Raw genomic sequence first — 22,213 nt, forward strand, 5'->3', positions numbered from 1 at the left:
GGGTCTTCGTGTTACTGGTACACGAAGCATAGTGTTGTTTGGACACTATGTCAACCCCGGGCGCGCCAGCCGGGTCGCCCTCGCGGTCCTGTGGGGTCCAGGGCATCGAAGGGCGCGCGACCGTCGCCCCGTCCCGCGGTGGCACGCTGGCACGCTGGCACCCTGGCACCCTGGCACGCGTGCCCGTGAACGTTTGCTGTGGTAACGGTCATCTGCTGAGCGTGTGCTCGGGACGAAGGACGATCGAGCGTCGCCGATGCCGAGCGGGGGAAGGAGCGCCGGCTGGTACATGGCTTGCTCGGTCGCGCGCTGGATGTTCTCAGGGCGCTCGTGTGCCCCTCGCGCGTCAATGCCACTGGGCGTGACCGACCGAGGTGACCGCGGGCGCGAGCGAGGCCGGCGCGCGCATGTCGCATTGCTGTGACGCACGCGCTCCGCGCTGCGGAGGTGCAATGGCGACTAAAATAGCAGCTAGATTGCTCGCGAGACGACATCGACGAGCCTCCCTTCAAGCGCTCGAGATCTTCGAGCCGCGGAACAGGTACCGGCGGAGGTACCCCCTCCTCGCGAACGGCGTCCTCTTGAGCGCCATCGCGTTCGGCGCCGGCTGCGGCTCGGGCTCGCCGAACGAGGAGCTCCACGGCACCGCGAAGCTCGCGCTGGAGGACCCGACCTGTGTCACGATCCAGCGTGGGACGGCCGGCGCGGTGGAGGACGCGACCATCTGGGAGACCTTCCCGACCTGGAGCGACTCGACCGTGCTCCTCCGCACGGGCACCCTGGCCGAGTTCGGCGTGCGGCACGCCGTCCTGCGCTTCGATCTCTCGCCGGTGCCCGCCGGGGCGAACGTCGTCTCCGCGACGCTGCGGCTCGAGCAGATCTTCCGGGATACCACGAGCTCGAGCACCATCAACATCCACCGCATCCTCTCGCCGTGGACCGAGTCGACGGTGACCTGGCAGAGCCTGGGGAACGGGAGCGACTTCGACTCGGCGATCGCGGCGTCGTTCCAATCGTTGCCCGGTGCCGGGATCCGGTCGGCCGACCTGACCTCGCTCGCCGCGGCGTGGCTTGCGGGCACCGTCCCGAACCACGGCGTCCTCCTGGAGGAGGCGCCGGTCCTCACCACCAGCTTCCCGAGCAGCGAGGAGCCGACGGTCAGCAGGCGGCCGAGCCTGGAGGTCTGTTACACGACCGAGTCGACCTGCGCCGGCACGCTCGACGACGGCGATGCGTGCACGACCGATACCTGCGACCCGGTGCTGGGCATCGTGCACACCCCCATCTCGACCGACGACAGCGATCCGAGCACGATCGACACGTGTGACCCGGCCACCGGCGCGGTGACGCACGTGGCCTGTCCGGCGCTGGATCCGACCGTGGCTACCCGGCTCATCGACGCGGTGGGGTGCATCTACCAGGGGCCGAGCGCGCCGCAGACGGGCGTGACCGCGACGTTCGCCGCGGGCACGGTCGCGGTCGTCAAGGGCAAGGTCGCGACGAGGGCGGGTGTCCCGATATCGGGCGTCCAGGTGAGCGTGCTGGGCCACGACGTGGAGGACGCCGAGAGCTTCGGTCGGGTGCTCACGCGCGCCGACGGGGCGTTCGAGCTGGTCGTGCGCGGCGGCCAGCCGCTCACGATCAGCTATGAGAAGGCCGGATACCTGCCATCCCAGCGGCAAGTGGCCACCTCCTGGCAACGCTGGTCCGACGCGCCCGACGTGGTGCTGATCGAGCGCGATCCGGTGGTGACGCCCGTCGAGCTGGGCAGCGCGACGGAGATCCAGGTGGCGCGGGGGAGCGTGCAGACCGACGAGAGCGGGACGCGACAGGCGACGTTGCTCTTCCCCCCGGGCACCTCGGGGACGATGACCGTGCCCGACCCGAACGGCCCGCCGGGGGCCATGACGACCGTGGCTTTGCCGGCCGAGGTACACGTGCGCGCCACCGAGTACACGGTCGGCCCGAACGGCCCCGAGGCCATGCCGGGTACGCTGCCAGCGGCCAGCGCGTACACCTATGCGGTGGAGCTCGGGCTCGACGAGGCGGTCGCCGCCGGGGCGACGAACGTCGAGTTCACGCAGCCCGTCCCGTTCTACGTCGAGAACTTCCTGAGCTTTCCCGTCGGGACGCCTGTCCCGCTCGGGTACTACGATGCGCAGCAGGGGATATGGATTCCGTCGGAGGACGGGCGCGTCATCGAGATCCTCGACGTGAGCGGCGGCGTGGCGTCGCTGGACGTCGACGGCGACGACGTGGCGGACGACGCGAGCGCGCTCGACGAGCTGGGCATCACCGCCGAGGAGCTCGAGCAGCTTGGCGCGCTGTACACGGCGGGGACGAGCCTCTGGCGCGTCCAGGTGACGCACTTCACGCCGTGGGACACGAACTGGCCGTTCGGGCCGCCGGACGACGCGGTCCCGCCGCCCGACGGCTCCGGCGCGGCGACCGACCTTCCGTGCAACACCTGCAAGGCGACCGGCTCGATCATCGAGTGCGAGAGCCAGGTCCTCGGCGAGCGGCTGCCCGTGAGCGGCACGCCCTTCAGCCTGCATTACCAGAGCGACCGGACGCTAGGGCGAAGGGACCTGTACCGCCTCCCGATCCCGCTGACCAAGGCGACGGTCCACTCGAAGCTCCTGCGGATCGGCGTCGGCGTGACCATCGCCGGGCGCAGCTTCGGGTACGCCCAGTCGTGCCCCTGCGCGCCCAACCAGGAGTATGTCTTCGAGTGGGACGGCAAGGACGCTCTCGGCCGCGACGTCGCGGGGAAGCAGCCGGTCGTGGTGGATATCGGCTACACCTACGAGGGGGAATACAAGAAGCCCAACCTGAGCGGCACCGCCGGCGGGGGAACGGTGAGCGGGGGCGGGGGCTCGTTCGGCCGCCTGGGCGGCGACCGGATCTCGGGGAACAGGACGCGGCAGGACATCACGCTGCACCGGCGTTGGGAGAGCACCCTGGGCGCCTGGCACAACGACGCCGACGCGCTCGGCGGGCTGAGCCTCAGCGAGCACCATGCGTACGATCCCGTCACCTCGATCCTCTATCGAGGCGACGGCGAGCGGCGCACGGGTCGCGACTTGCCGAACAGCCTCCGCCGGGTGGCGGGCGAGATCCCCTCGAGCAGCGTCGCCGCCGCCGACGGCATCAACGCCGCGGTCGCGTACATCGGCATTCCGCGCGGCGTCGCGGTCGGGCCCGATGGCAGCGTCTATTTCCCCGACACGGGGACGTATCGCGTCCGGAAGATCGGCCCCGACGGGATCATCAGCACCGTCGCCGGCGTCTACAATCAATTCGGATACAACGGAGACAATCGACCTGCCACGACTGCGCTCCTGGGAAGCCTGGATTTCATGACGATCGGGCCTGAGGGAAGCATCTACTTCAAGGACGGCTGCCGCATCCGGCGCGTCGCCCCGGACGGCATCATCTGGAACGTCGCCGGGAACGGCAGCTGCAGCCTCGCTAACGCGCCCAGCAACGTGGCCGCGACCTCTGTCCCCCTCGGAGACAGCGTTTACGGCATCTCGGTCGCGCCGGACGGCGCCCTGTACATCGCCATGCGCACGCGTGTCCGAATGGTGACCCCCGACGGGATCATCAGCACCGTGGCGGGCACGGGAGACATAGGCCACTCCGTCGATGGCGTCCGGGCCACCGAGGCTCAGTTCGCGTGGATCACCGCCGTCGCCGCCGCGCCGGACGGCGGCTTCTACCTCGCCGAATCGGGCGGTGCGATCGGTTCTGCTGGCAACTTCATACGGCGCGTCGACCTCAACGGAGTCCTCACCACGGTCGGGGGCCTCGCGGGCGAAAGCACGGGGCAGACGGGCAACGGGGGCCCGGCGACGTCAGCGTTCCTCGGATCGCCGCAAGCGCTCGCGCTCGGACCCGACGGCAGCATCTACTTCACGACCCAGAGGATCGCGGATCACGACTACCCCACCTTGCGCCGCATCTCGCCGGACGGCATCATCACCACGATCGCGGGCAACCGCGGTACCCTTCCGACGCTGTGCAGCTCCGAGCATTGCGGGCTCGACGGGCCGGCGACCAAGGCCTGGTTCATCCGGCCGCGGGGCCTCGCCGTCACGCCGAACGGGGAGATCTTCATCGCCGACGGGGTCCAGGCGACCAATTCGCTCATCGTCCGCTTGAAGGCGCCCTTCCCGGGCGTGGCGCCCGGCAACATCACGGTGCCGAGCGAGGACGGCACGGAATACTACGTGTTCGACGAGCGGGGACGCCACCTCGCCACGAAGGACGCGCTGCTCGGGGTCACGCGCTACCAGTTCGGCTACGACCCCGAAGGCCGATTGACGACGGTCACCGACGTGGACGGCCAGGTGACGACGATCCAGCGCGACTCGAGCGGCGTCGCGACGGCTATCGTCGCGCCCACCTTGCAGACCACATCGCTCGCGATGGATGCCGAGGGCTACCTCTGGACGTTGACGAACCCCGCGAACGAGACGACGACGCTGGAGTACTACCCGGGCACGGGCCTCCTCATGTCGATGCTGGAGCCGCTCGGACGGCTGCACGAGTTCGAGTACGACGAGGGGCGCCTCATCAGGGACGATGATCCGGCGGACGGCTTCCAGACGCTCAGCCGGACGGACACCAGCTCGGGCTACTCCGTCACGCTCACCACGGCGGAGGGCCGGACGCGCACGCACGCGATTGAGAAGCTCGCCGCCGGCGGCGAGCAGCGCACGCATACCGGATGGAACGGTCTCTCGACCGTCGTGAGCATGGATCCGAACGGATCGATCACGATCACGAAGCCGGATGGCACCGCGGTCTCCACGGAGTTGACGGGCGATCCGCGCTTCGGCGTGCAGGCGCCCATCATCGGCAAGGAGACCTACACCACGCCGCTCGGGAGGCAGATGCAGATCACCCGAGCGCGATCGGTGCTCCCGCCCAACGACCTCGACATCACCGCGCTCACCGAGACCACGACCGTCAATGGCCAGGTGTTCACCGACGTGTTCGACAAAGCGTCGGGCACGGTCGTCCACACCCTGCCGTCTGGACGGCACGTGACGACGACCCTGAACGCGCAGGGGCGGGTAGCCGAGATCGCGGTGCCGGGCGTCCTTCCGCTCCAGGCGACGTATCATCCGAACGGTCGACTCCATACGCTCGTTCAGGGGTCCAGGACGTGGACGTACACCTACGAGGACAACGGGTGGCTCACCACGGTGACCCAGCCGCTGAATCACACCACCATCGTCGGGCACGATCCGGTCGGCCGGGTCACGCAGGTGACGCGGCCGGACAACGAGATCTTCGGCGCGAGCTACGACGCCGGCGGGCTCGTCCAGAGCGTGACGCCGCCAGACCGGCCCGCGCACACGTTCGGGCATACCCCGACCGCTTTGCTCGAGCAGTACCTGGCGCCCGAGGTCGGAGGCATCGCTAGGGAGACCTCCTGGTCCTACGACCTGGATCGCCTCCTCACGAGCTCGACCCGGCCCGGCGAGCCTGCCACGGTGCACACGCCGGATCCGACTACAGGCCGACCCATGCTCGTGACGTTGCCAGCCGGATTGGGTACGATCCAGTACGGCTATCACCCCACGACGGGCCACCTGGCGAGCATTGCCGGTCCCTCCGGGCTCTCGGTCGCGTACGGATACGACGGCGCGCTCCTGACCAGCCGGACCTGGACGACCACCGGGACGGGGAGCAGCCTGGGAGCGGTGCACTGGACGTATGACAACAACTTCCGGATCGCCAGCGAGCGGGTGAACAGCGGCACGGCCCTGAGCTTCGGTTACGACGCGGATGGGTTCCTCAACCAGGCTGGCGGCCTCACGCTGCACCGCCACCCGCAGAACGGGCTGTACACAGGGAGCAGCGTCGGCGTCGTCAGCGACACGGTCAGCCCCGACGACTACGGTGCGGTGGACACGTACGTCGCGCAGGTGGCAGGGTCGGCGGTGTACGAGGTGAGTTATACTCCGGACGCGCTGGGGCGCATCGACCAGCGGACAGAGACGATCATGGGAGAGACTCACGCGTACGACTACGCCTACGACCTCGCCGGGCGGCTGACCGACGTGGTCCGGGACGGCGTGCTCACGGCGCACTACGACTACGATGCAAACGGCAACCGCCTGGCGCGCACGTCGCCGGCGGGCGCGGAGGGCGGCACCTACGACGACCAGGACCGTCTGCTCACGTATGGGACCAGGACGTACGTGACGAGCCCGGCAGGCGACAGGACGAGCGTGACCGACACGGCGACCGGCGCGACGACGACCTTCACGTACGATCCCGGTGGCAACCTGCGGCACGTCGACTTGCCGGACGGCGCGGAGCTCGATTACCTGATCGACGGCGAGGGACATCGCGTCTGGAAGCAGCGGAACGGGGTCAACGTCCAGGGCTTCCTCTACCGGAGCGCGCTTCAGCCAGTGGCGGAGCTCGACGGCGCGGGGACCGTGGTGGCGCGCTTCGTCTACGCGCAGGGGCGGAATGTGCCGGATCTGGTGCTCAAGGGCGGTGCCGCCTACCGTATCCTCACGGACCACCTCGGGAGCCCGAGGCTCGTCGTGGACGCGGCGAGCGGCGAGGTCGCCCAGCGGCTCGATTACGACGAGTGGGGCAATGTCACGCTCGACACGAACCCAGGATTCCAGCCGTTCGGATTCGCGGGCGGGCTGTACGACCGGGAGACGAAGCTCGTGCGGTTCGGGGCGCGAGACTACGACCCGAGCGTGGGGCGCTGGACGTCGAAGGATGCGAGCGGCTTCACCGGTGGCCCGAATTTCTACGCTTACGGGCACAATGATCCAGTCAACTACGTCGATCCAGACGGGAGACTTGGGATTCTGGCGACGGCGGGTATCGGGTTCGTGGCGGGCGGCGTGGGCTCGATCATCATGCAGGGGCTGACGAAGGGCTTCGGCTGCGTGGACTACGGAGAGGCAGCCATCGCGGCGACGGCTGGAGGGCTCGCCGGACTCGGCGTTGGCTGGCTCGGAACGGGCGTGTGGGGCAGCGCCCTGATCGGTGGTTTTGCCAGCGAAGGCCAGTACCTTACCACCGCCGCCTACTATGGGCAGGATACGACGGGGGAGGGGATCGCCGGTGCCGCGCTCCTCGGCGCCGTCGGCGGAGGGTTCGCCGCCTGGGCGTCTCCCTCACCCGTCGCGACCATGCAGTTCGTCGAGTCCTCCGCCATCAGCGGTGCTGTCAACTCAGGGCTTGCCAGGGCTCTGAACGACGCTCCTCAGGTGTTTGCGGCGACCTCCTTGCGGAGCATCGGCGCGAACGTGGGGGCCGGCATCTACTCGAATGGGCCATCGAAGTGAACGATCTGATCGGGCGGCGGTGGGCGGTTGTTGCCGTGGTGATCCTGGTTCCTCCGGGGCTTGCATTGCTGGTGCTCGCGTGGTGCATGCCCCGATGGCACAGCCCGCAACCGCTCGAGGTGGTGGTCATGTTTCTTGGCTCGGCGCTGGCCGTGTCTGCGATGATACTGTGGCAGGCGCTCGTGAAGATCACCGACGAGGGCGTCGCCTACCCGCTGTCACGGCCGATCCCATGGACCGAGATCGTCTCCATTCGCGGCAATGACAGGAAAATCGAGCTGAGATCCGCGTCCAGGTGCGTCGTCGTCGCGCTGTGGCCCTTCCGCTCTCGTCAGGAGCTCATGGGCTACATCGCGGACCGGCTCCGCCGGGCAGGTCGCGGCGGGCTCGTCCAGTAGGCTCGGAGCGCCCGATGCGCTCTCGCCAGCGCTCCGTCATGGCAGGGACGGAGCGCTGGCGCGGCCGCGTGAGCCGCTCAGGGCGATTCGAATTCCCTGCCGTGTCTTCGAACGCCATGGTGGCGTCGTTGGAATAGTTGTGTGTGTTTCTTTTGTGCCAAGATGATGCTTCATGAAATTCGATAAGATCAAGATCGTAGCAGCCGTCGTCGCCCTCGCGAGCGTCGCGGTGGCGGGCAGCGCCGTCGCCGGGGACACGTACCACGCCGAGGTCTTCATCGACACGGTGGCGTCAGAGGCGAGCGGGACCGCGTATGGCGCCCGGACCTCGTCGAACTCGGAAGAGATGATCCACTGCGCGGTGTACGGCTATTCGAGCGGCTCCGCCAGCGTGCGCTGCTTCGCCGCTAACGCGGCTGGTGTATTCAAGGAGTGCTCTTCGTCGTCCGCGGGGATCGTGAACGCGGTTCAGGCAATCTCCGACTACTCCGCCATCTCGTTCAGCTGGAACGCGCAGGGGACCTGCACGTCGGTCAGCGTGCACACCGGCTCGCGCTTCCTGCCCTGAGCCATGCATCCCTGGTTGCGCGATGTTGTTCTGATCGGAGCAGGGGGCGCCGCTGGGACGCTCGCGGCGACGCTCTGCTGGGCGCCTGTTCGCGCCGATCTGAGGTCGGTCCGGGGTAGCCTGGGTATCGTCCACCAGCAACTCGAGAGGCTGAATGCTCGGTGCGCCGAGAGCTCGCCTGGCAAGATCGACATGGACGCGCTGGCGCGAGGTATCTCGTCCCGGCTCGCCCAAGCGTCGACCGGGGTGCAGGCCGCCGGGGCGGGCTCCGAGCCTGCCGAGCAGCCGGATCCTCGAGAGGCCCCGGCGGCGCCGGCCGAAGAGGGCGACTGGGAGGTCGTGGGCCAGGCCGAAGGGCTCGTCGCACAGGCGATCTCGACCGGTCGATGGACCGAGGCCATGCGGCACCGTTTTCATAGGCTGCTCGTCGAGGCACCCGAGAGCGAGCGGCAGCGCTTGCATGCCGAAGTCGCACAGAAGGTCAACGCCGGTATCCTCGTCCCGGACGGCGCGCGGTTGCCGTATTGAAGATCAGCGCGCCCGGCGTCGGCCGGGGGAGCTCGCCGGGCGCCGCCCGCCCCGCCTCAGATCTCGAAGCTGAACCCGTCCCTCTCCAGCCGCTCGTACTTCCGCCGGTCGAACCGGTAGAGCCGCGCCGCCCGGTGGGCGACGTCCTGCTCGACCTCGTCGAGCTCCACGAGCAGCCCCGTGCCGAGGGCCTTCTTGCGGAAGTTGCGCTTGTCGAGCGGGCGCTCGAGGATCTTCTCGTAGAGCCGCTGGAGCTGCGACAGCGTGAACTTCGGCGGCAGCAGCTCGAACCCGATCGGCCGATACCGCACCTTGCCCTTCAGCCGCTCCAGCGCGGTCGAGAAGATCTCCTCGTGATCGAAGGCGAGCGCCGGCGTGTCGTCCACCGAGAACCACGCGGCCTCGCGGGCGTCGGTCGCCGCCTTCACCCGGTGATCCCCGAGCTTGACCAGCGCGTAGTACGCCACCGACACGACGCGCTCGCGCGGGTCGCGCCCGAGCGCGCCGAAGGTGTAGAGCTGCTCCAGGTACACCCCCGAGAGCCCCGTCTCCTCGGCGAGCTCCCGCCGCGCGGCGTCGTCCAGCGACTCGTCGACGCGCACGAAGCCGCCCGGGAGCGCCCACCGGCCGCGGAACGGCTCGAGCTCCCGCCGGATGAGGAGCACCTTCAGATCCTCCTCATCGAGGCCGAACACGACGCAATCCACCGTCAATGCCGGCCGTGGGTGCTCGTACGCGACGGACATTCGGACCTCCGTGTGAGCTGGACACGAAGCTTAGTGTGTTTCGGACACCATGTCAACCCGCGCCGGGCCCGGCCCCGCGGCGCGGCGCCACGGCGACCGCACGCCTCGACAGCTTCACCGGGAATCGCGTCTTCGAGGGCCAAGCGGGCTCAGCAAACGGTGCGATGTTTCCCCCGGTGGGTTCACGAAACTTGCCGTCCGCTGTCGACAAACGCTCGACGGCCAGCGCGCGGGCGGGGTAAAAAGCTCTCATGAAGGGGGACGAGGCGTCGGCCGCGGCGGGTGCGGAGATCCAGAATGAGCCCGAGGCGGAGCTCGGAGAGGCAGAGCTGCTCCTCCGGGCCGTGCTCGACAATCTCCCGGTCTCCGTGTGCAGGTACGATCGCGAGGGGATCTTCAGGTTCCACGACGGCAAGGGGCTGGAGGTCTCCGGCGGCGTGCGGCCGGGAGAGCTCCTCGGCAAGAGCGTCTACGAGCTCTATGCGGGGTCGCCGGGGGCGGCGGAGGCCATACGGCAGGCGATCGAGGGGAAGGGGTCGCACGCCGTGACCGAGGCGCACGGCCTCACCTGGGAGACATGGTTCGTCCCCGTGCGCCTCGGCGGAGAGCCCGGCGCGGTCAGCATCACCATGGACGCCACCGCGGCGAGGCAGCGAGAGCAGGACCTCCGGAACAAGCTCGAGCTGATCGAGAAGCAGCAGAGGGTCATCAGCGATCTCTCGACGCCGATCATCGAGGTCTGGGACAAGGTGCTGACCCTGCCCATGGTGGGCGTGGTGGACAGCCTGCGGATCGCCGAGGTGATGGACAACCTGCTCACGGCGATCGTGGACAAGGACGCCCGCTACGCGATCCTCGACCTCACGGGCGTCGACGCGGTCGACACGCGCACGGCCGGGTACATCATCGAGATGATCCAGGCGATCCGGCTCTTGGGCGCGGAGGGGATCGTCACCGGGATCCGGTCGAACGTGGCCCAGACGATGATCGCGCTCGGGCTCGACCTGTCCGGTGTCACGACCGTCGGCAACCTCCGCGCCGGCCTCAAGCTCTGCATGCGGCGCATGGCCGCGGCGGGCGAGGCGGGCGACGCGGGCTGCGTCCCGGTGAAGTAGCCGTCGGCGCGGGCGCCCGCGCGGCGCGCCGCGCGCTCGGCCGCGGCGATCAGCGGTGGATCACGACGCGCGTCGACGGGTCTTTGCGCGTGACCTGGACCGCGTACCACCCCTCCGGCACGGGGGGCTCGGTCCAGTGGAACAGCCACTTGGCGTCGACCGGCGAGAGGTTCACGCAGCCGCCGCTCTGCCCGTCGCCCCAGTTGTTGTGCCAGTACGCCGCGTGGAGGAGGTACTTGCTGAAGAAGTGCTGGCTCCACGGCACCTCGGCCTCGATCCAGTCGTCCTCGTCGACGTGAGGGGTGATGAGCGTCTTCGTCACCCACTTGCGGTTGATGCGGTACTGGCCGAGCGGGGTCGTGGAGGGCGGCACGAACGGCTCGACGCTCTCCGGGTCGTCGGCCCCGTTGCGCCCGGCCGAGATGAGCGTGGCGAAGACGGGCCGGTCGTCCTCATAGGCGATGAGCCAGCCTTCGAGCGCGGCGATCTCGATCCACGTGTTCCTCGGCCCCTCGGCCGGCGCCGCGGGCGCCGCGCCGCCGAGCTGGATGCGGCGCCCCCACGGGTTCTTCGACTTCCGTGGCTTGATCACCACCGCATCTCGCTCGAGCACCCAGTGCCCGTCGTCGCGGGTCTCGAGATACGTCAGCTTGCCGACCTGCCGCGACTTGCCCGTCAGCCCGACCCGGTCGAGGCGCTCCCACACGGCGTCCGTCTTCGCGAGCTGGTTCTCCTCGGTGAGGCGGTACTTGGGGCGCGGCTTGCGCCGAAAGAACACGAGCGGGAGCCGCTCGTCGGCGCCGAGGTGGACCCCCTCGAAGGTGGCGGGCTCATACGGCTTCACCTTGTCCTTCGGCACGAACGTCAGATCGGAGGCCCAGAGCCACGTCGCCCCGCCGGCCTCGACCTCCTTCGTCCATGCGACCGACGAGCGCGGGCGGACCTGCATGTGCCGCAGATCGTGCATCCCCGCGGGCCACGCCGGCGCGTCGATGCCTTCGACGTTCAAGAGGCGCTTGAGGCCGAGCGACTCGCCGTAGCGGTAAGGCAGGGGCTGATCGACGAGCGGGGCATGCTCGCTCAGCGTCTTCAGCATCGGATCGGCCGCGTCGAGGGTGGCGCGCTCGCCGTCGACGCAGACGTAGCCGCGGGGCTCGACGGCGTAGAACGCCGGGCAATCGCCGGAGGCCCGGACGGGCTCGGGGCTCTTCAGGCGGACCGACCCGCCGATCGAGAGATAACCGATCCACTGGGCCTTCGGCCTCGGCGCGGACCGGATCCACACCTCGCGGCTCTTCGCGTACACGCGGGAGGGAACCGCCGGCGCCGCCTCGACCGCGGCGAGCGGGGCCGCGGCGGCCGGAGCCTTCGGCGGCTCGGGGGTGACGATCGGCCCGGCGGCGCCGGGGTCGGCCGCCGGGCGCTCGCTGGAGGGCTCTGCGACCGCGACACCCGCGCGCCCGGCCGGGTCGGCGCCCGAGCCGGCGTCGTGCCGCGACGGCGTGCATGCGAGGCAGAGCGCGCCGAGGGCAGCGAACCACGAGCGGCCGGACATAGGCGCGCCACCCTAGCACGCCGAGCCTGCCCGGCGGAATGATCTGCCAAGGCTGCGGCGGGGGCCGGCGGAGCGCGCGTCGGCGAGGTCGCGTCCGGTCGCCACGATTTCGATCCCGCGGGTGTCACGCTCGACCCCGCTCGCGCCTAGAGCCGAGGAAGGCCGGTGAGGACAGCCGGCCGGAGAAGACAAGGAGACCTCCCATGCGTCGTTGGCTCAAGGTGACCCTGTTCGCGGCCGTCCTCGGCATCCCGGCGATGGCCTATGCTGGAACGCAGCTCGCCGGCGGCTGTCCGTGCGCGGATTGCCCGTGCCCGGACTGCCCCTGCGGCTGAGGCCCCAGCCCCTTGGAACCGCGCGCGCGATCGCTGCTCAACGCCTCGATGAGGCGCCTCGCCGACGGCGATCGCGCGGCGTTCGACCCTGTCTATGCCGCCCTCTGGCCGGCGATCAGCGCGTTCTGCCGCCGCATGCTCGGGGGCGACGCGGACGCGGAGGACGCGGCGCAGCAGGCGCTCCTCAAGGTGTTCGACCGCGCCAGCTCGTTCGATCCCGAGGCGGACGCGCTCACCTGGGCGCTCGCCATCGCGGCGTGGGAGTGCCGCACGGCGCGGCGGCGGCGGACCCGCTCGCGGGAGGCGCCGGACGAGCACCTCCCGTCGCTCGCGGCCGACGTGCCCACGCCGGAGGACGCGGCGATCGCGCGGGATCTGGACGACGCGGCGCGCGAGGTGCTCGGCGCGCTGGGCGAGGCGGATCGCGAGACGCTGAGGGCGACGCTGCTGGAGGGCGATCGCGATCCCTCGGTCTCGGGCGCGGCGTTCCGCAAGCGCCGCGAGCGCGCATTTGCCCGCCTCCGGGAGGCGTGGAGGAGGATTTATGGAACCTGAGGCGCTCGCCGACCTGAAGGAGAGGGCCTATCGTGCCTACGAGCGGGGGAGGGCGCGACAGGCGGCCTGGGCGGCGACTCCGACGCTCGCCGTGGCGCTCGTCGCCGCGCTGATGAGCGACCGTCCGCTCACCACCGCGATCATCGGCGCGGCGCTCTACGTCGCCGCGGCGCTGCTCTCGTGGCGGGGGCGGGAGCTCGGCCGGGGCGTGCTCCCGGGCGTCGCGGCGGGGCTCGTGCCCTTCGCGGCGGCGCACGCCGCGCGCGTCTACGGCCACCTCTGCACGCCGGAGGGGTGCGTCTCCATCTGCGTTCCGGCCTGCATGGCGGGCGGGGTCGCCGCCGGCGTGCTGCTCTCGCGCGCGCTGCGCCGGTCGGACCGGCTCGGGGCCTCCTGGGCCTCGGCGTGCGGCGTCGCCGCGCTGACGGGCGCCCTCGGCTGCGCCTGCGTCGGCTTCGGCGGCGTGGTCGCCCTCGCGGCGGGGCTGCTCACCGGCACCGCGCCGCTCGCGCTCCGCCCCGCGCGCGGCGGCGCGTGATGGAGTGAAGCGGGGCGCGGGCGGTCAGCGGGTCGCCCCGGCGCGTCGCTTCGACCACACGTCGAAGGCCACCGCGGCGAGCAGCACCAGGCCTTTGACGAGCATCACCCGCTCGGACGGGGAGCCGATCAGCGACATGCCGTTGTTGATCACACCCATGATCAGACCGCCGGTGATCGCGCCGGCCACCTTGCCGACGCCGCCCTGCACGGCGGCGCCGCCGATGAAGGCCGCGGCGATCGCGTCCAGCTCGAAGTTGATCCCAGCGGTCGGGCCCGCCTGGTTCAGCCGCCCGGCAAAGATGATCCCCGCGACCGCGGCGAGCACGCCCATGTTCACGAAGATCCAGAAGGTGACCCAACTGACCTTGATCCCGGACAGCATCGCGGCGTGCACGTTGCCGCCCACCGCGTAGATGTGGCGGCCGAAGATCGTCCGGTTGGTCAGCAGCGTGTAGCCCAGCGCCAGGGCGGTCAGCAGGATCAGCACCCACGGCAGGTTCTTGAACCGGGCCAGCTGCACGAGGACGAACATCACCACGGCCGACGCGGCCGCGAGCTTCGCGACGAACACCGGCAGCGCGTCCACCTGCTGCCTGTAGCCGAGCCGGGCGGCCCGGGCGCGCCACTGGGTGGCCACGATGCCGACCACGCCGGCCGCCCCGACGAGCAGCGTGACCACGTCGGCCCCGCCGAGCGCCCCGAGGCGAATGTTGCCCAGGTATCCCTCGGTGAAGCCGTTGGCCAGCGTGCGCACCTCGTCCGGGAACGGGCCGATGCCCTGGTTGCCCAGGATCGTGAGGGTCACGGCGCGGAACAGGAGCATGCCGGCGAGCGTCACGATGAACGCCGGGATGCGGAAGTAGGCGACCCAGAAGCCCTGCCAGGCGCCGATCAGGGCGCCCACGACGACGGTGATGCCGGCCGCCAGGGGCCAGGGCACGTGGTTTTCGACCATCAGCACGGCCGCGACCGCGCCGGTCGCCGCCACGACCGAGCCGGCCGACAGGTCGACGTGGCCGGCGATGATGATCAGGATCATCCCGATGGCCAGAATCAGGATGTACGAGTTCTGGACCATGATGTTCGAGATGTTCTGGGGCGCCAGCAGCTGACCGCCGGTCAGGCCCGTGAACAGCACGACGATCAGCGCGAAAGCGACGTAGATGCCGCTCTGCCGCAGGTTGATCGAGAACCGGTGGTTGAGCGGCCGCTCGGGAGGTGACTGCATGTCGGCGGGCAGGGCCTTGCTGGTGGGAGCCGTGCTGCCGGTGGGCGCGAGGCTGGCCATCTCGCCGCTACTCCTTTGCCTTGGTCATGTATTGCATCAGCCGTTCCGGGGTGGCGTCGGCGCGGGCGAGCTGACCGGTGATCCGCCCGGCCGACATGGCGTAGATCCGGTCGCAGATGCCGAGCAGCTCGGGCAGCTCCGACGAGATGACCAGGATCGCCTTGCCCTGGTCGGCGAGCGCGTTGATGAACGTGTAGATCTCGTACTTGGCGCCGACGTCGATGCCGCGGGTGGGCTCGTCCAGGATCAGCACGTCGGGGTCCGCGAACATCCACTTGGCCAGGACGACCTTCTGCTGGTTGCCGCCGCTCAGCGTGCCGGTGACCGTGAGGACGCTGGGGGCCTTGATGTTCAGGCGCTTGCGGTACTCGTCGGCGACGCGGTACTCCTCGTTGTCGTCGACCCAGCCCAGGTCGGCGAGCTTCCGCAGGGCGGCCGCCGAGACGTTGCGCTTGATGTCCTCGATCAGGTTCAGGCCATAGGCCTTCCGGTCTTCGGTCGCGTACGCGATGCCTTGATCGATCGCGTCGCTCACCGTCCGCAGGCGGATCTCGCCGCCGTTCTTGAACATCCGCCCGCCGGCGCGGATGCCGTAGCTGCCCCCGAACACGCTCATCGCCAGCTCGGTGCGGCCCGCTCCCATCAGGCCGGCCAGTCCGACGATCTCACCGGCGCGCAGCGTGAGGCTCGCGCCCGACACCGCCACCCGCCCGTGCCGGGTCGGGTCGTGCACGGTCCAGTCCTCGATCCGCAGCACCTCGGGGCCGATCTTGGGCTCGCGCGGCGGGAAGCGGTGCTCCAGATCCCGGCCGACCATGCCGGCGATGATCCGGTCCTCGGTCACCTGACCGCTCTTCATGTCCAGCGTCTCGATCGTCCGCCCGTCGCGCAGGATCGTCGTCGAATCGGCGATGGCCTCGATCTCGTTCAGCTTGTGGGAGATGATCACACAGGAGATACCGTCATCGCGCAGCCCCCGGATCAGGTCGAGCAGATGCGCGGAGTCGTCGTCGTTGAGGGCGGCGGTCGGCTCGTCGAGGATGAGCAGCCGGACTCGCTTCGACAGCGCCTTGGCGATCTCGACCAGCTGCTGCTTGCCCACGCCGATGTCCATCACCGGAGTCACCGGGTTCTCCGGCAGCCCGACCCGGGCGAGGAGGACTTCGGCCTCCGCGTTGGTGCGGTTCCAGTCGATCAGCCCGCGGTGGACCCGCTCGTTGCCGAGGAAGATGTTCTCGGCGATGGACAGGTGGGGGCTCAGCGCGAACTCCTGGTGAATGATCACGATGCCGCGCTTCTCGCTGTCCCGCACGCTGCCAAACTTGCAGAGCTCGCCGTCGAAGTAGATCTCACCCGCGTACGAGCCGTGCGGGTAGACGCCCGAGAGCACCTTCATCAGGGTGGACTTGCCGGCGCCGTTTTCGCCGCAGATCGCGTGGATCTCGCCGCGGCGCACCGACAGGCTGACGTCTTGCAACGCCTTGACACCCGGGAACGTCTTGGTGATTCCGTGCATCTCGAGGATCGCGTCGTCGGCCATCCCGGTCTGCCTCCTTGAGGGGGGGTCGCGCGCGCGAGCCGGGCGGCGCTGGCCCGGCTGCGGTCCCAGGCGGCGCGCCGGCCTGCGGCGATCGCGCCGCTCGACGCCGGCCGTCCCTGCGCGGCCGGTGCCGCGACGCGGCTACTTGAGCTCGTCCTCCTTGTAGTAACCGCTGTCGATCAGCACCTTCTTGTAGTTGCTCTTGTACACGATGATCGGCTCGAGCAGGTACGACGGCACGACCTTCTTGCCGTTGTCGTAGTCCTTGGTGTTGTTCACCTCGGGCCTGCCGGCCTTGAGCACCGCGTCGGCCATCTTCACGGTGACCTCTGCCAGCTGGCGAGTGTCCTTGAAGATGGTGGCGAACTGCTCGCCGGCGATGATCGACTTGACCGACGCCTTCTCGGCGTCCTGCCCGGTGACGATCGGGTACTTCTGGCCGCCGGCGCCGTAGCCGTTGCTCTTCAGCGCCGACAGGATGCCGATGGACAGCCCGTCGTAGGGCGACAGCACGCCGTCGACCTTCGCGCCGCCGGTGTACGTCGTGGTGAGCAGATCCTCCATGCGCTTCTGCGCGGTCGCCGGGTCCCACCGGAGGATGGCCACGGTCTTGAAGTCCTTCTGACCACTCTTGACGACGAGCGTGCCCTTGTCGATGTAGGGCTTGAGCGTGTCCATGGCCCCGTTGAAGAAGAAGGTCGCGTTGTTGTCGTCGGGCGAGCCGGCGAACAGCTCGATGTTGAACGGACCCTGGGCGGCGCCGTCGGAGCCGTCCTCCTTCTTCAACCCGAGGCCCACGAGGAGCGAAGTGGCCTGCTGCACTCCCACCTTGTAGTTGTCGAAGGTGGCATAGTAGTCGACGTTCGGCGAGTTACGGATGAGCCGGTCGTACGCGATGACCGGGATCTTCTTGTCCGCCGCCTGCTGCAGCTGCGTGGTGATCGCCGTGCCGTCGATGGAGGCGATGATGAGCAGCTTGGCATCCTTGGTGATCTGGGTCTCGATCTGGTTCACCTGAGTCGGGATGTCGTTCTCCGCGTACTGCAGGTGGACCTGGTAGCCCAGCTTCTCCAGCGTCGCCTTGACGTTGTTGCCGTCGGAGATCCAGCGCTCCGACGATTTGGTCGGCATGCTGACGCCGACGAGGGCGCTCGTCTTGGCGCCGGACGCACCCTTGTCGGCCGTCTTCTCGCTGGAGTCGCAGGCGCTCATGCCCGCGACCAGGGCCATGGCCACCGCGGCGGCGGCAAACCTCGCAAGCTTCATCGTCGCTCCTGCTGCAAACGGTGCAGATCCGAGCCGGTCGAACCGGCCAGTGAGGTAAGGAACTCGGCCCATGGCTCGCGTCTCGCGGGACATCACGCGAGCCTCCGCGTCGGTCAGGCATCATTCTGCCACGATCGATGCGAAGCAAAGATGCCCTTGAGGACCGCATTGTGAGCGTTCACATTTTGCTTGTCAATTCCAAACGGCCGGCTGCCGGGAGCTGCACTGGCGGAGAGGCTGCGGTTAGGCTCGGCGCATGCCGGAAGCCGCCCGCAAGCGCCTCGCGCTGGCCCTCCTCATCGTCGCCGTCGTTCCCGTGGGCCTCATCGCCCGGTTCCACGGCGGTCCGGTCTGGCTGCGCAACAGCGCCGGCGCCGTGCTCTATGAGGTCGTGTGGATCGCCGCGGCGCAGCTCGTGTGGATCTCCGCCCGCACCCACCGGCTCTCGCTCGCGGTCTTCGCCGCGACGTGCGCGATCGAGCTGCTCCAGCTGAGCGAGCTGCCCTGGCTGTGGGCCGCGCGCAGCACCACCCCGGGGCGGCTCCTGCTCGGCGCGAACGGCGGGTTCGATCCCGCCGACTTCGCGCTGTACGCCGTCGGCTGCGCCCTCGGTCTCGCGCTCTGCCGGCCGCTCCGGGTCGCTGCGTGACGCGCCGCCGCGCCGCCCCGCCGCCGCGCCGCGCGCCGGTTGCGCGGTGCGCCGGCAGGGGCCAGGCTGGCGAACGCGAGTTCCAGGAGCAAGGAGGCGACGTCCATGACCGAGGCTCACCACACCGGCGGCTGCCTGTGCGGCGCGATCCGCTACCGCGCCCGCGGCGCGCCGGTGAGCGTCAACGTTTGTTACTGCAGCCAGTGCCGACGCCAGACCGGCGCGCCGATGCCGTCGTTCGCCACCTATCCCGACGAGCTGTTCGAGCTGCTCTCCGGCGCCCCCACGACCTATCGGTCGTCCAGCCTCGCGGTCCGCCAGTTCTGCGCGACCTGCGGCTCGTCGCTCTTCTGGCGCCGTGACGGGGCCAGGGAGCTCGACATCTTCCTCGGCACGATGGACCGGCCGGGCGATCTGCCGCCGCCGTCGTTCCAGCTCTGGACCGTGCACCGCGTGCCCTGGCTGCCCGCCATCCCCGGGGCCACCGACTACCGCGGCGCCAAGACCACCACGTAGCCTAGATGCCCCAAGGCGAGGTATCCCCATGAAGAGATCGGTGAGGATCGCGCTCCGGGTCGCGCTGGGCGTCGTCGCCTGCGGGGCGATCGCGGCGCTGAACGTCGGCGCGCTGACTCGAAGCGCGTTGACGCCGGGGGCTCCCTTCGACGCGGCGGCGCTCCCGCCCGCGCCGGACTACGCGGATCCGCGGAGCTGGAGCGCGCTCCCGGAGCGCGACGACGCCGGCGACGCGGCGCCGCCCTCGGCGCCGGCGGTCGACCAGCGCCGCGCCGCCGCCGACGTCTTCTACGTCCACTCGACCTCTTACGTGGGCCGCTCCTGGAACGCCGACACGAACGACACAGCCGTCAACGACGCCACCGATCGGGGCGCGACAGGGATCCAGGCGACGGCGTTCAACGGCTGCTGCGCGGTGTACGCGCCCCGGTACCGGCAGGCGAACGGCATGGCGTTCACGCGATCCTCCGCCGACGGGGACCGCGCGATCGACGTGGCCTACGGCGATGTCCGGCGGGCGTTCGACGCCTTCAACGCGAGGCGCGGCGCCGGCCGTCCGTTCCTCCTCGCCGCCCACAGCCAGGGGACCGTCATGGCCGAGCGGCTGCTGCGCGAGGCCATCTCGGGCTCCGCGCTCCGGGACCAGCTCGTGGCGGCCTACCTCATCGGCGGCGCCGTCACCGTCGACGGGCTGCGCGAGCGCGCGCCCGACGTTCCACCGTGCCGGGCGGCCGACGACGTCCGCTGCGCCGTCGCGTGGAACGCGCGCGGGGCGGCGTACGTGCCGAGCGACTTCGAGATGCACCGGCCGGACCCGCGGGAGCGGCTCTGCACCAACCCGCTGTCATGGCGAACGGACGGAGCCCGCGCGCCCGCGGACCTGAACCTCGGCGCGGTGTTCCTCGAGAGCGACGACAGGGCGCCGCGCGCGAGGCTCGCGGGCGACGTCCAGTGCGTGGACGGCACGCTCATCGTGCACGACGTCGGCGAAACGCCCCGGGACCTGCCGAGCCGCATCCTCGATCGCGTGCTCGGCGAGGAGAACTACCACGCGATCGAGTTCCAGCTCTTCTTCATGAACCTCCGGGAGAACGCCGCGTCGCGGCTGGCCGCGTTCCTCGCGGCGTCAGCGCGCCAATCCCGGTAGGAGGACTCCGGCGCTCCCGCCGGCGCCCGGCGCCCCCTCGCGGCCGCCTGGCCCTCAAGACCCTTCGGCGGCCTGGCCTCCGTCGGCGGCGCCCTTCGCCTCCTCCTCGGCGATCTTCGCGCGCACCTCGTCCATGTCGAGCGAGCGCACCTTCTCGATCACCTGATCGAGCGCCGACGCGGGCAGGGAGCCCGCCTCCGCGAACAGGAGGACCTTCTCGCGGAAGATGAACAGCGTCGGGATCGAGCGGATGCCGAAGGCCTGGGCCAGCTCCTGCTGCTCGTCGGTGTTGATCTTCCCGAACACGATGTCCGCGTGCTTCTCGGAGGCCTTCTCGAAGACGGGCCCGAAGACCCGGCAAGGGCCGCACCAGGGCGCCCACCAGTCGATGAGGACGATGTCGTTCGACTCGACCGTCTGCTCGAAGTTCGCCGCGCTGAGCTCTTGGGTACTCATCCGCGGAGCATAGCCCCGAAACCCACCCCTGTCGCTGAACGGCCGGCCCCTGGCTCCGCGCCTCCGCTTCCGCGTTCCGCGTTCCGCGCCGAGCTCTGCCCGCTGCCGCCTCGCGCTGACTCCGTTCCTGCTGACTCCGCTGCTCCGCCCCGCTCAGGGCGCATTGCAGACCATGATCTGCTCGATCGCCTCGACGAGGAGCTGCTCGACGCGGTCGGGCCCGATGTCCGCGGCGCGGGCGAACCGCTCCAGATCGAACGGTGTGGGGTTGACCTCGAGGTAGGCGAGGATCTGGAGCGGATAGCCGGTCCAGCGGATGACGCAGAAGCCGACCACGTTGCGGCTCGCCTTGGCCTCGCGCAGGCCGAGGGCGAGCTCGATGCTCGGCGTGTCGTGCCCCTCATCGATCACGATGCGCGGCGCGTGGCCCGCCTTCCTCAGCTCGGCGGCGAACTCCTCCATCGGGGGGCGGAGCACGCGCTCGCGCAAGTATGCGAATTCGCTGATGAAATCGGCCTCCGCGGGGGCGCGCGCCCCCTCGATGCGCCGCGCGTAGCGGGCCGTGAGGCGCTCGATGCGGAGCCGGTTGTGCTCTTTCATGGGCGGGCTATGGCGCGAGAAGCAGCACCTTGACCTGGCTCGGGACGAGGCTGACCCCGACCGCGTTGACGGAGTTCTGCATCGTGATGCTCGTCATCCGCGTGGCGGGCGCGCCGCCCACGAGCACGGTGAACGCCGCGGTGACGTGCCGCGAGGGGCCCATCACCGTGTGCGAGACGAGGCCCATCTCCAGGCCGGCGTTGTCGCCGTTCGTCAGCGGCACCTGCGTCATCAAGTTGTGCGCCGGCGTGCACATGAACAGGACGTTGTAGGCCGCCGGCACCCCCATCGGCTGCGCCGACAGGTTGGGGTAGGGCACCGGCAGGTGCGCCGGCGGCGTCAGGCACACGTCCGGCCCGCCCAGGGCCATGCCTCCCATCTGCGTGTTCGCGAACATCGGTGCCTCCTGTCAGCCGAGGTGGATCTGCCCACCGTCGATCTTGGTCAGCTCGCCGCTCGAGACGAGCGTCGCCTGCGCCTTGATGTTGACCGCGGCCTTCGCCGTGACCTCGTAGTACTGCGCCCGCACCTGCTCCGACTCGGCGATGAACCGGTACGCCCGATCGAGCCGCTGCACCCAGCGCTCCGCGATCGACTCGACCGACCGCGCGACCGTCTTCACGCGATCCACCTGCGCGACAAGCCGCTCGCCCACGTACGTCATCGCCCCGACGGCGAGCGAACCCTCGCCCGCGGCGACGCGCACCTTGGCCGCGGCCACCGACGCCTCGGCCGGCGTGACCAGGCGCACGCCCTCGCCCGCGGCGACCGTGACGCGCCCGCCCGGGGCGCTCACCTCCAGATCCCCCTCGGCCACGAGCCGCGTCGGCGCGTCGCCCTCGCGGTCGAGCACCGCGAGCACGTGGCACCCGGCGTCGTGCAGCGCGACGAGCACCCGGTCGCCGAGCGCGGGCTCGACCAGGCAGCTCACCGCCCGCTTGGCCGCGTAGTCGCCCGACCCGACGCGCACCTGGAACGACCGGTCCACCGCGCCGATGACCGTACCGACCTCCTGGATCGCGAAGGTCTCCACCCTTTGTCTCGCCAGATTGTCTCGCATGGTCTCGTTCTCCTGCTGTC

The 22,213-nt window shown here is 70.0% G+C and carries 20 protein-coding genes; 11 read left to right on the plus strand and 9 right to left on the minus strand.

The window, feature by feature from the left end:
* Window positions 1–476 precede the first annotated feature (476 nt).
* The 4 genes from NQZ70_RS14600 to NQZ70_RS14615 all read left to right on the plus strand — a co-directional run bounded on the left by NQZ70_RS14600 (window position 477) and on the right by NQZ70_RS14615 (window position 8,825).
* A complete protein-coding gene (locus tag NQZ70_RS14600; RefSeq protein WP_207217850.1) occupies window positions 477–7,331 on the plus strand; it encodes a DNRLRE domain-containing protein in 6,855 nt (2,284 codons plus the stop codon).
* Window positions 7,328–7,729 (plus strand): hypothetical protein, encoded by a 402-nt coding sequence (locus tag NQZ70_RS14605; protein WP_129574753.1) that lies wholly within the window; start codon window positions 7,328–7,330, stop codon window positions 7,727–7,729. Before NQZ70_RS14600 ends, NQZ70_RS14605 begins: the two co-directional genes overlap by 4 nt.
* 172 nt (window positions 7,730–7,901) lie before the next feature.
* Window positions 7,902–8,297 (plus strand): hypothetical protein, encoded by a 396-nt coding sequence (locus NQZ70_RS14610; protein WP_129574754.1) that lies wholly within the window; start codon window positions 7,902–7,904, stop codon window positions 8,295–8,297.
* Between the two features lie 192 nt (window positions 8,298–8,489).
* Window positions 8,490–8,825, plus strand: coding sequence for a hypothetical protein (locus NQZ70_RS14615; RefSeq protein ID WP_207217851.1), 336 nt, complete (start codon window positions 8,490–8,492; stop codon window positions 8,823–8,825).
* 56 nt (window positions 8,826–8,881) lie between these two features.
* On the opposite strand, the gene NQZ70_RS14620 is transcribed toward NQZ70_RS14615, so the two are convergent.
* Window positions 8,882–9,571, minus strand: coding sequence for an NrtR DNA-binding winged helix domain-containing protein (locus NQZ70_RS14620; protein WP_129574756.1), 690 nt, complete (start codon window positions 9,569–9,571; stop codon window positions 8,882–8,884).
* A 251-nt stretch (window positions 9,572–9,822) separates the two neighbouring features.
* On the opposite strand from NQZ70_RS14620, the gene NQZ70_RS14625 reads away from it, so the two are divergent.
* Complete coding sequence (locus NQZ70_RS14625) at window positions 9,823–10,686, plus strand: STAS domain-containing protein (protein WP_129574757.1); 864 nt, start codon at window positions 9,823–9,825, stop codon at window positions 10,684–10,686.
* Window positions 10,687–10,735: 49 nt separating this feature from the next.
* On the opposite strand, the gene NQZ70_RS14630 is transcribed toward NQZ70_RS14625, so the two are convergent.
* A complete protein-coding gene (locus tag NQZ70_RS14630; protein ID WP_129574758.1) occupies window positions 10,736–12,241 on the minus strand; it encodes a L,D-transpeptidase in 1,506 nt (501 codons plus the stop codon).
* Window positions 12,242–12,444: 203 nt separating this feature from the next.
* On the opposite strand from NQZ70_RS14630, the gene NQZ70_RS14635 reads away from it, so the two are divergent.
* The 3 genes from NQZ70_RS14635 to NQZ70_RS14645 are packed head-to-tail and all read left to right on the plus strand — an operon-like array spanning window position 12,445 to window position 13,669.
* Entirely contained in the window at window positions 12,445–12,576 is a 132-nt protein-coding gene (locus NQZ70_RS14635; RefSeq protein WP_257792777.1) for a hypothetical protein, read from the plus strand.
* A 12-nt stretch (window positions 12,577–12,588) separates the two neighbouring features.
* On the plus strand, window positions 12,589–13,131 hold the full coding sequence (locus NQZ70_RS14640) for an RNA polymerase sigma factor (RefSeq protein ID WP_129574759.1): 543 nt from the start codon (window positions 12,589–12,591) through the stop codon (window positions 13,129–13,131).
* Entirely contained in the window at window positions 13,121–13,669 is a 549-nt protein-coding gene (locus tag NQZ70_RS14645) for a hypothetical protein (RefSeq protein ID WP_129574760.1), read from the plus strand. The genes NQZ70_RS14640 and NQZ70_RS14645 overlap by 11 nt, the downstream gene beginning before the upstream one ends.
* A gap of 24 nt (window positions 13,670–13,693) precedes the next feature.
* Here NQZ70_RS14645 and mmsB read toward each other — a convergent pair whose 3' ends face one another.
* The 3 genes from mmsB to chvE all read right to left on the minus strand — a co-directional run bounded on the left by mmsB (window position 13,694) and on the right by chvE (window position 17,765).
* Complete coding sequence (gene mmsB / locus NQZ70_RS14650; protein WP_207217852.1) at window positions 13,694–14,959, minus strand: multiple monosaccharide ABC transporter permease; 1,266 nt, start codon at window positions 14,957–14,959, stop codon at window positions 13,694–13,696.
* A 7-nt stretch (window positions 14,960–14,966) separates the two neighbouring features.
* The gene (gene mmsA / locus NQZ70_RS14655; protein WP_129574761.1) at window positions 14,967–16,499 is read right to left on the minus strand and encodes a multiple monosaccharide ABC transporter ATP-binding protein; all 1,533 of its coding nucleotides are present in this window, start codon (window positions 16,497–16,499) and stop codon (window positions 14,967–14,969) included.
* 141 nt (window positions 16,500–16,640) lie between these two features.
* Entirely contained in the window at window positions 16,641–17,765 is a 1,125-nt protein-coding gene (gene chvE / locus NQZ70_RS14660) for a multiple monosaccharide ABC transporter substrate-binding protein (protein ID WP_129574762.1), read from the minus strand.
* A gap of 256 nt (window positions 17,766–18,021) precedes the next feature.
* Between chvE and NQZ70_RS14665 the strand changes: the two genes are divergently transcribed.
* The 3 genes from NQZ70_RS14665 (at window position 18,022) to NQZ70_RS14675 (ending at window position 20,077) form a co-directional block, all read left to right on the plus strand.
* Complete coding sequence (locus tag NQZ70_RS14665) at window positions 18,022–18,414, plus strand: DUF2809 domain-containing protein (RefSeq protein WP_129574763.1); 393 nt, start codon at window positions 18,022–18,024, stop codon at window positions 18,412–18,414.
* Window positions 18,415–18,519: 105 nt separating this feature from the next.
* Complete coding sequence (locus NQZ70_RS14670; protein ID WP_129574764.1) at window positions 18,520–18,930, plus strand: GFA family protein; 411 nt, start codon at window positions 18,520–18,522, stop codon at window positions 18,928–18,930.
* Between the two features lie 28 nt (window positions 18,931–18,958).
* Complete coding sequence (locus NQZ70_RS14675) at window positions 18,959–20,077, plus strand: DUF3089 domain-containing protein (RefSeq protein ID WP_129574765.1); 1,119 nt, start codon at window positions 18,959–18,961, stop codon at window positions 20,075–20,077.
* A 54-nt stretch (window positions 20,078–20,131) separates the two neighbouring features.
* On the opposite strand, the gene trxA is transcribed toward NQZ70_RS14675, so the two are convergent.
* The 4 genes from trxA to NQZ70_RS14695 form a co-directional block, all read right to left on the minus strand.
* A complete protein-coding gene (gene trxA, locus NQZ70_RS14680; RefSeq protein ID WP_129574766.1) occupies window positions 20,132–20,533 on the minus strand; it encodes a thioredoxin in 402 nt (133 codons plus the stop codon).
* A 153-nt stretch (window positions 20,534–20,686) separates the two neighbouring features.
* Window positions 20,687–21,133 (minus strand): hypothetical protein, encoded by a 447-nt coding sequence (locus NQZ70_RS14685; RefSeq protein ID WP_129574767.1) that lies wholly within the window; start codon window positions 21,131–21,133, stop codon window positions 20,687–20,689.
* Window positions 21,134–21,140: 7 nt separating this feature from the next.
* Complete coding sequence (locus tag NQZ70_RS14690; RefSeq protein WP_129574768.1) at window positions 21,141–21,530, minus strand: DUF4150 domain-containing protein; 390 nt, start codon at window positions 21,528–21,530, stop codon at window positions 21,141–21,143.
* Between the two features lie 12 nt (window positions 21,531–21,542).
* Entirely contained in the window at window positions 21,543–22,193 is a 651-nt protein-coding gene (locus tag NQZ70_RS14695; RefSeq protein WP_237245307.1) for a DUF3540 domain-containing protein, read from the minus strand.
* Window positions 22,194–22,213: the final 20 nt, after the last annotated feature.

The sequence above is a fragment of the Sorangium sp. So ce836 genome (genome assembly GCF_028553905.1).
Classification (GTDB): Bacteria; Myxococcota_A; Polyangia; order Polyangiales; family Polyangiaceae; genus Sorangium; species Sorangium cellulosum_D.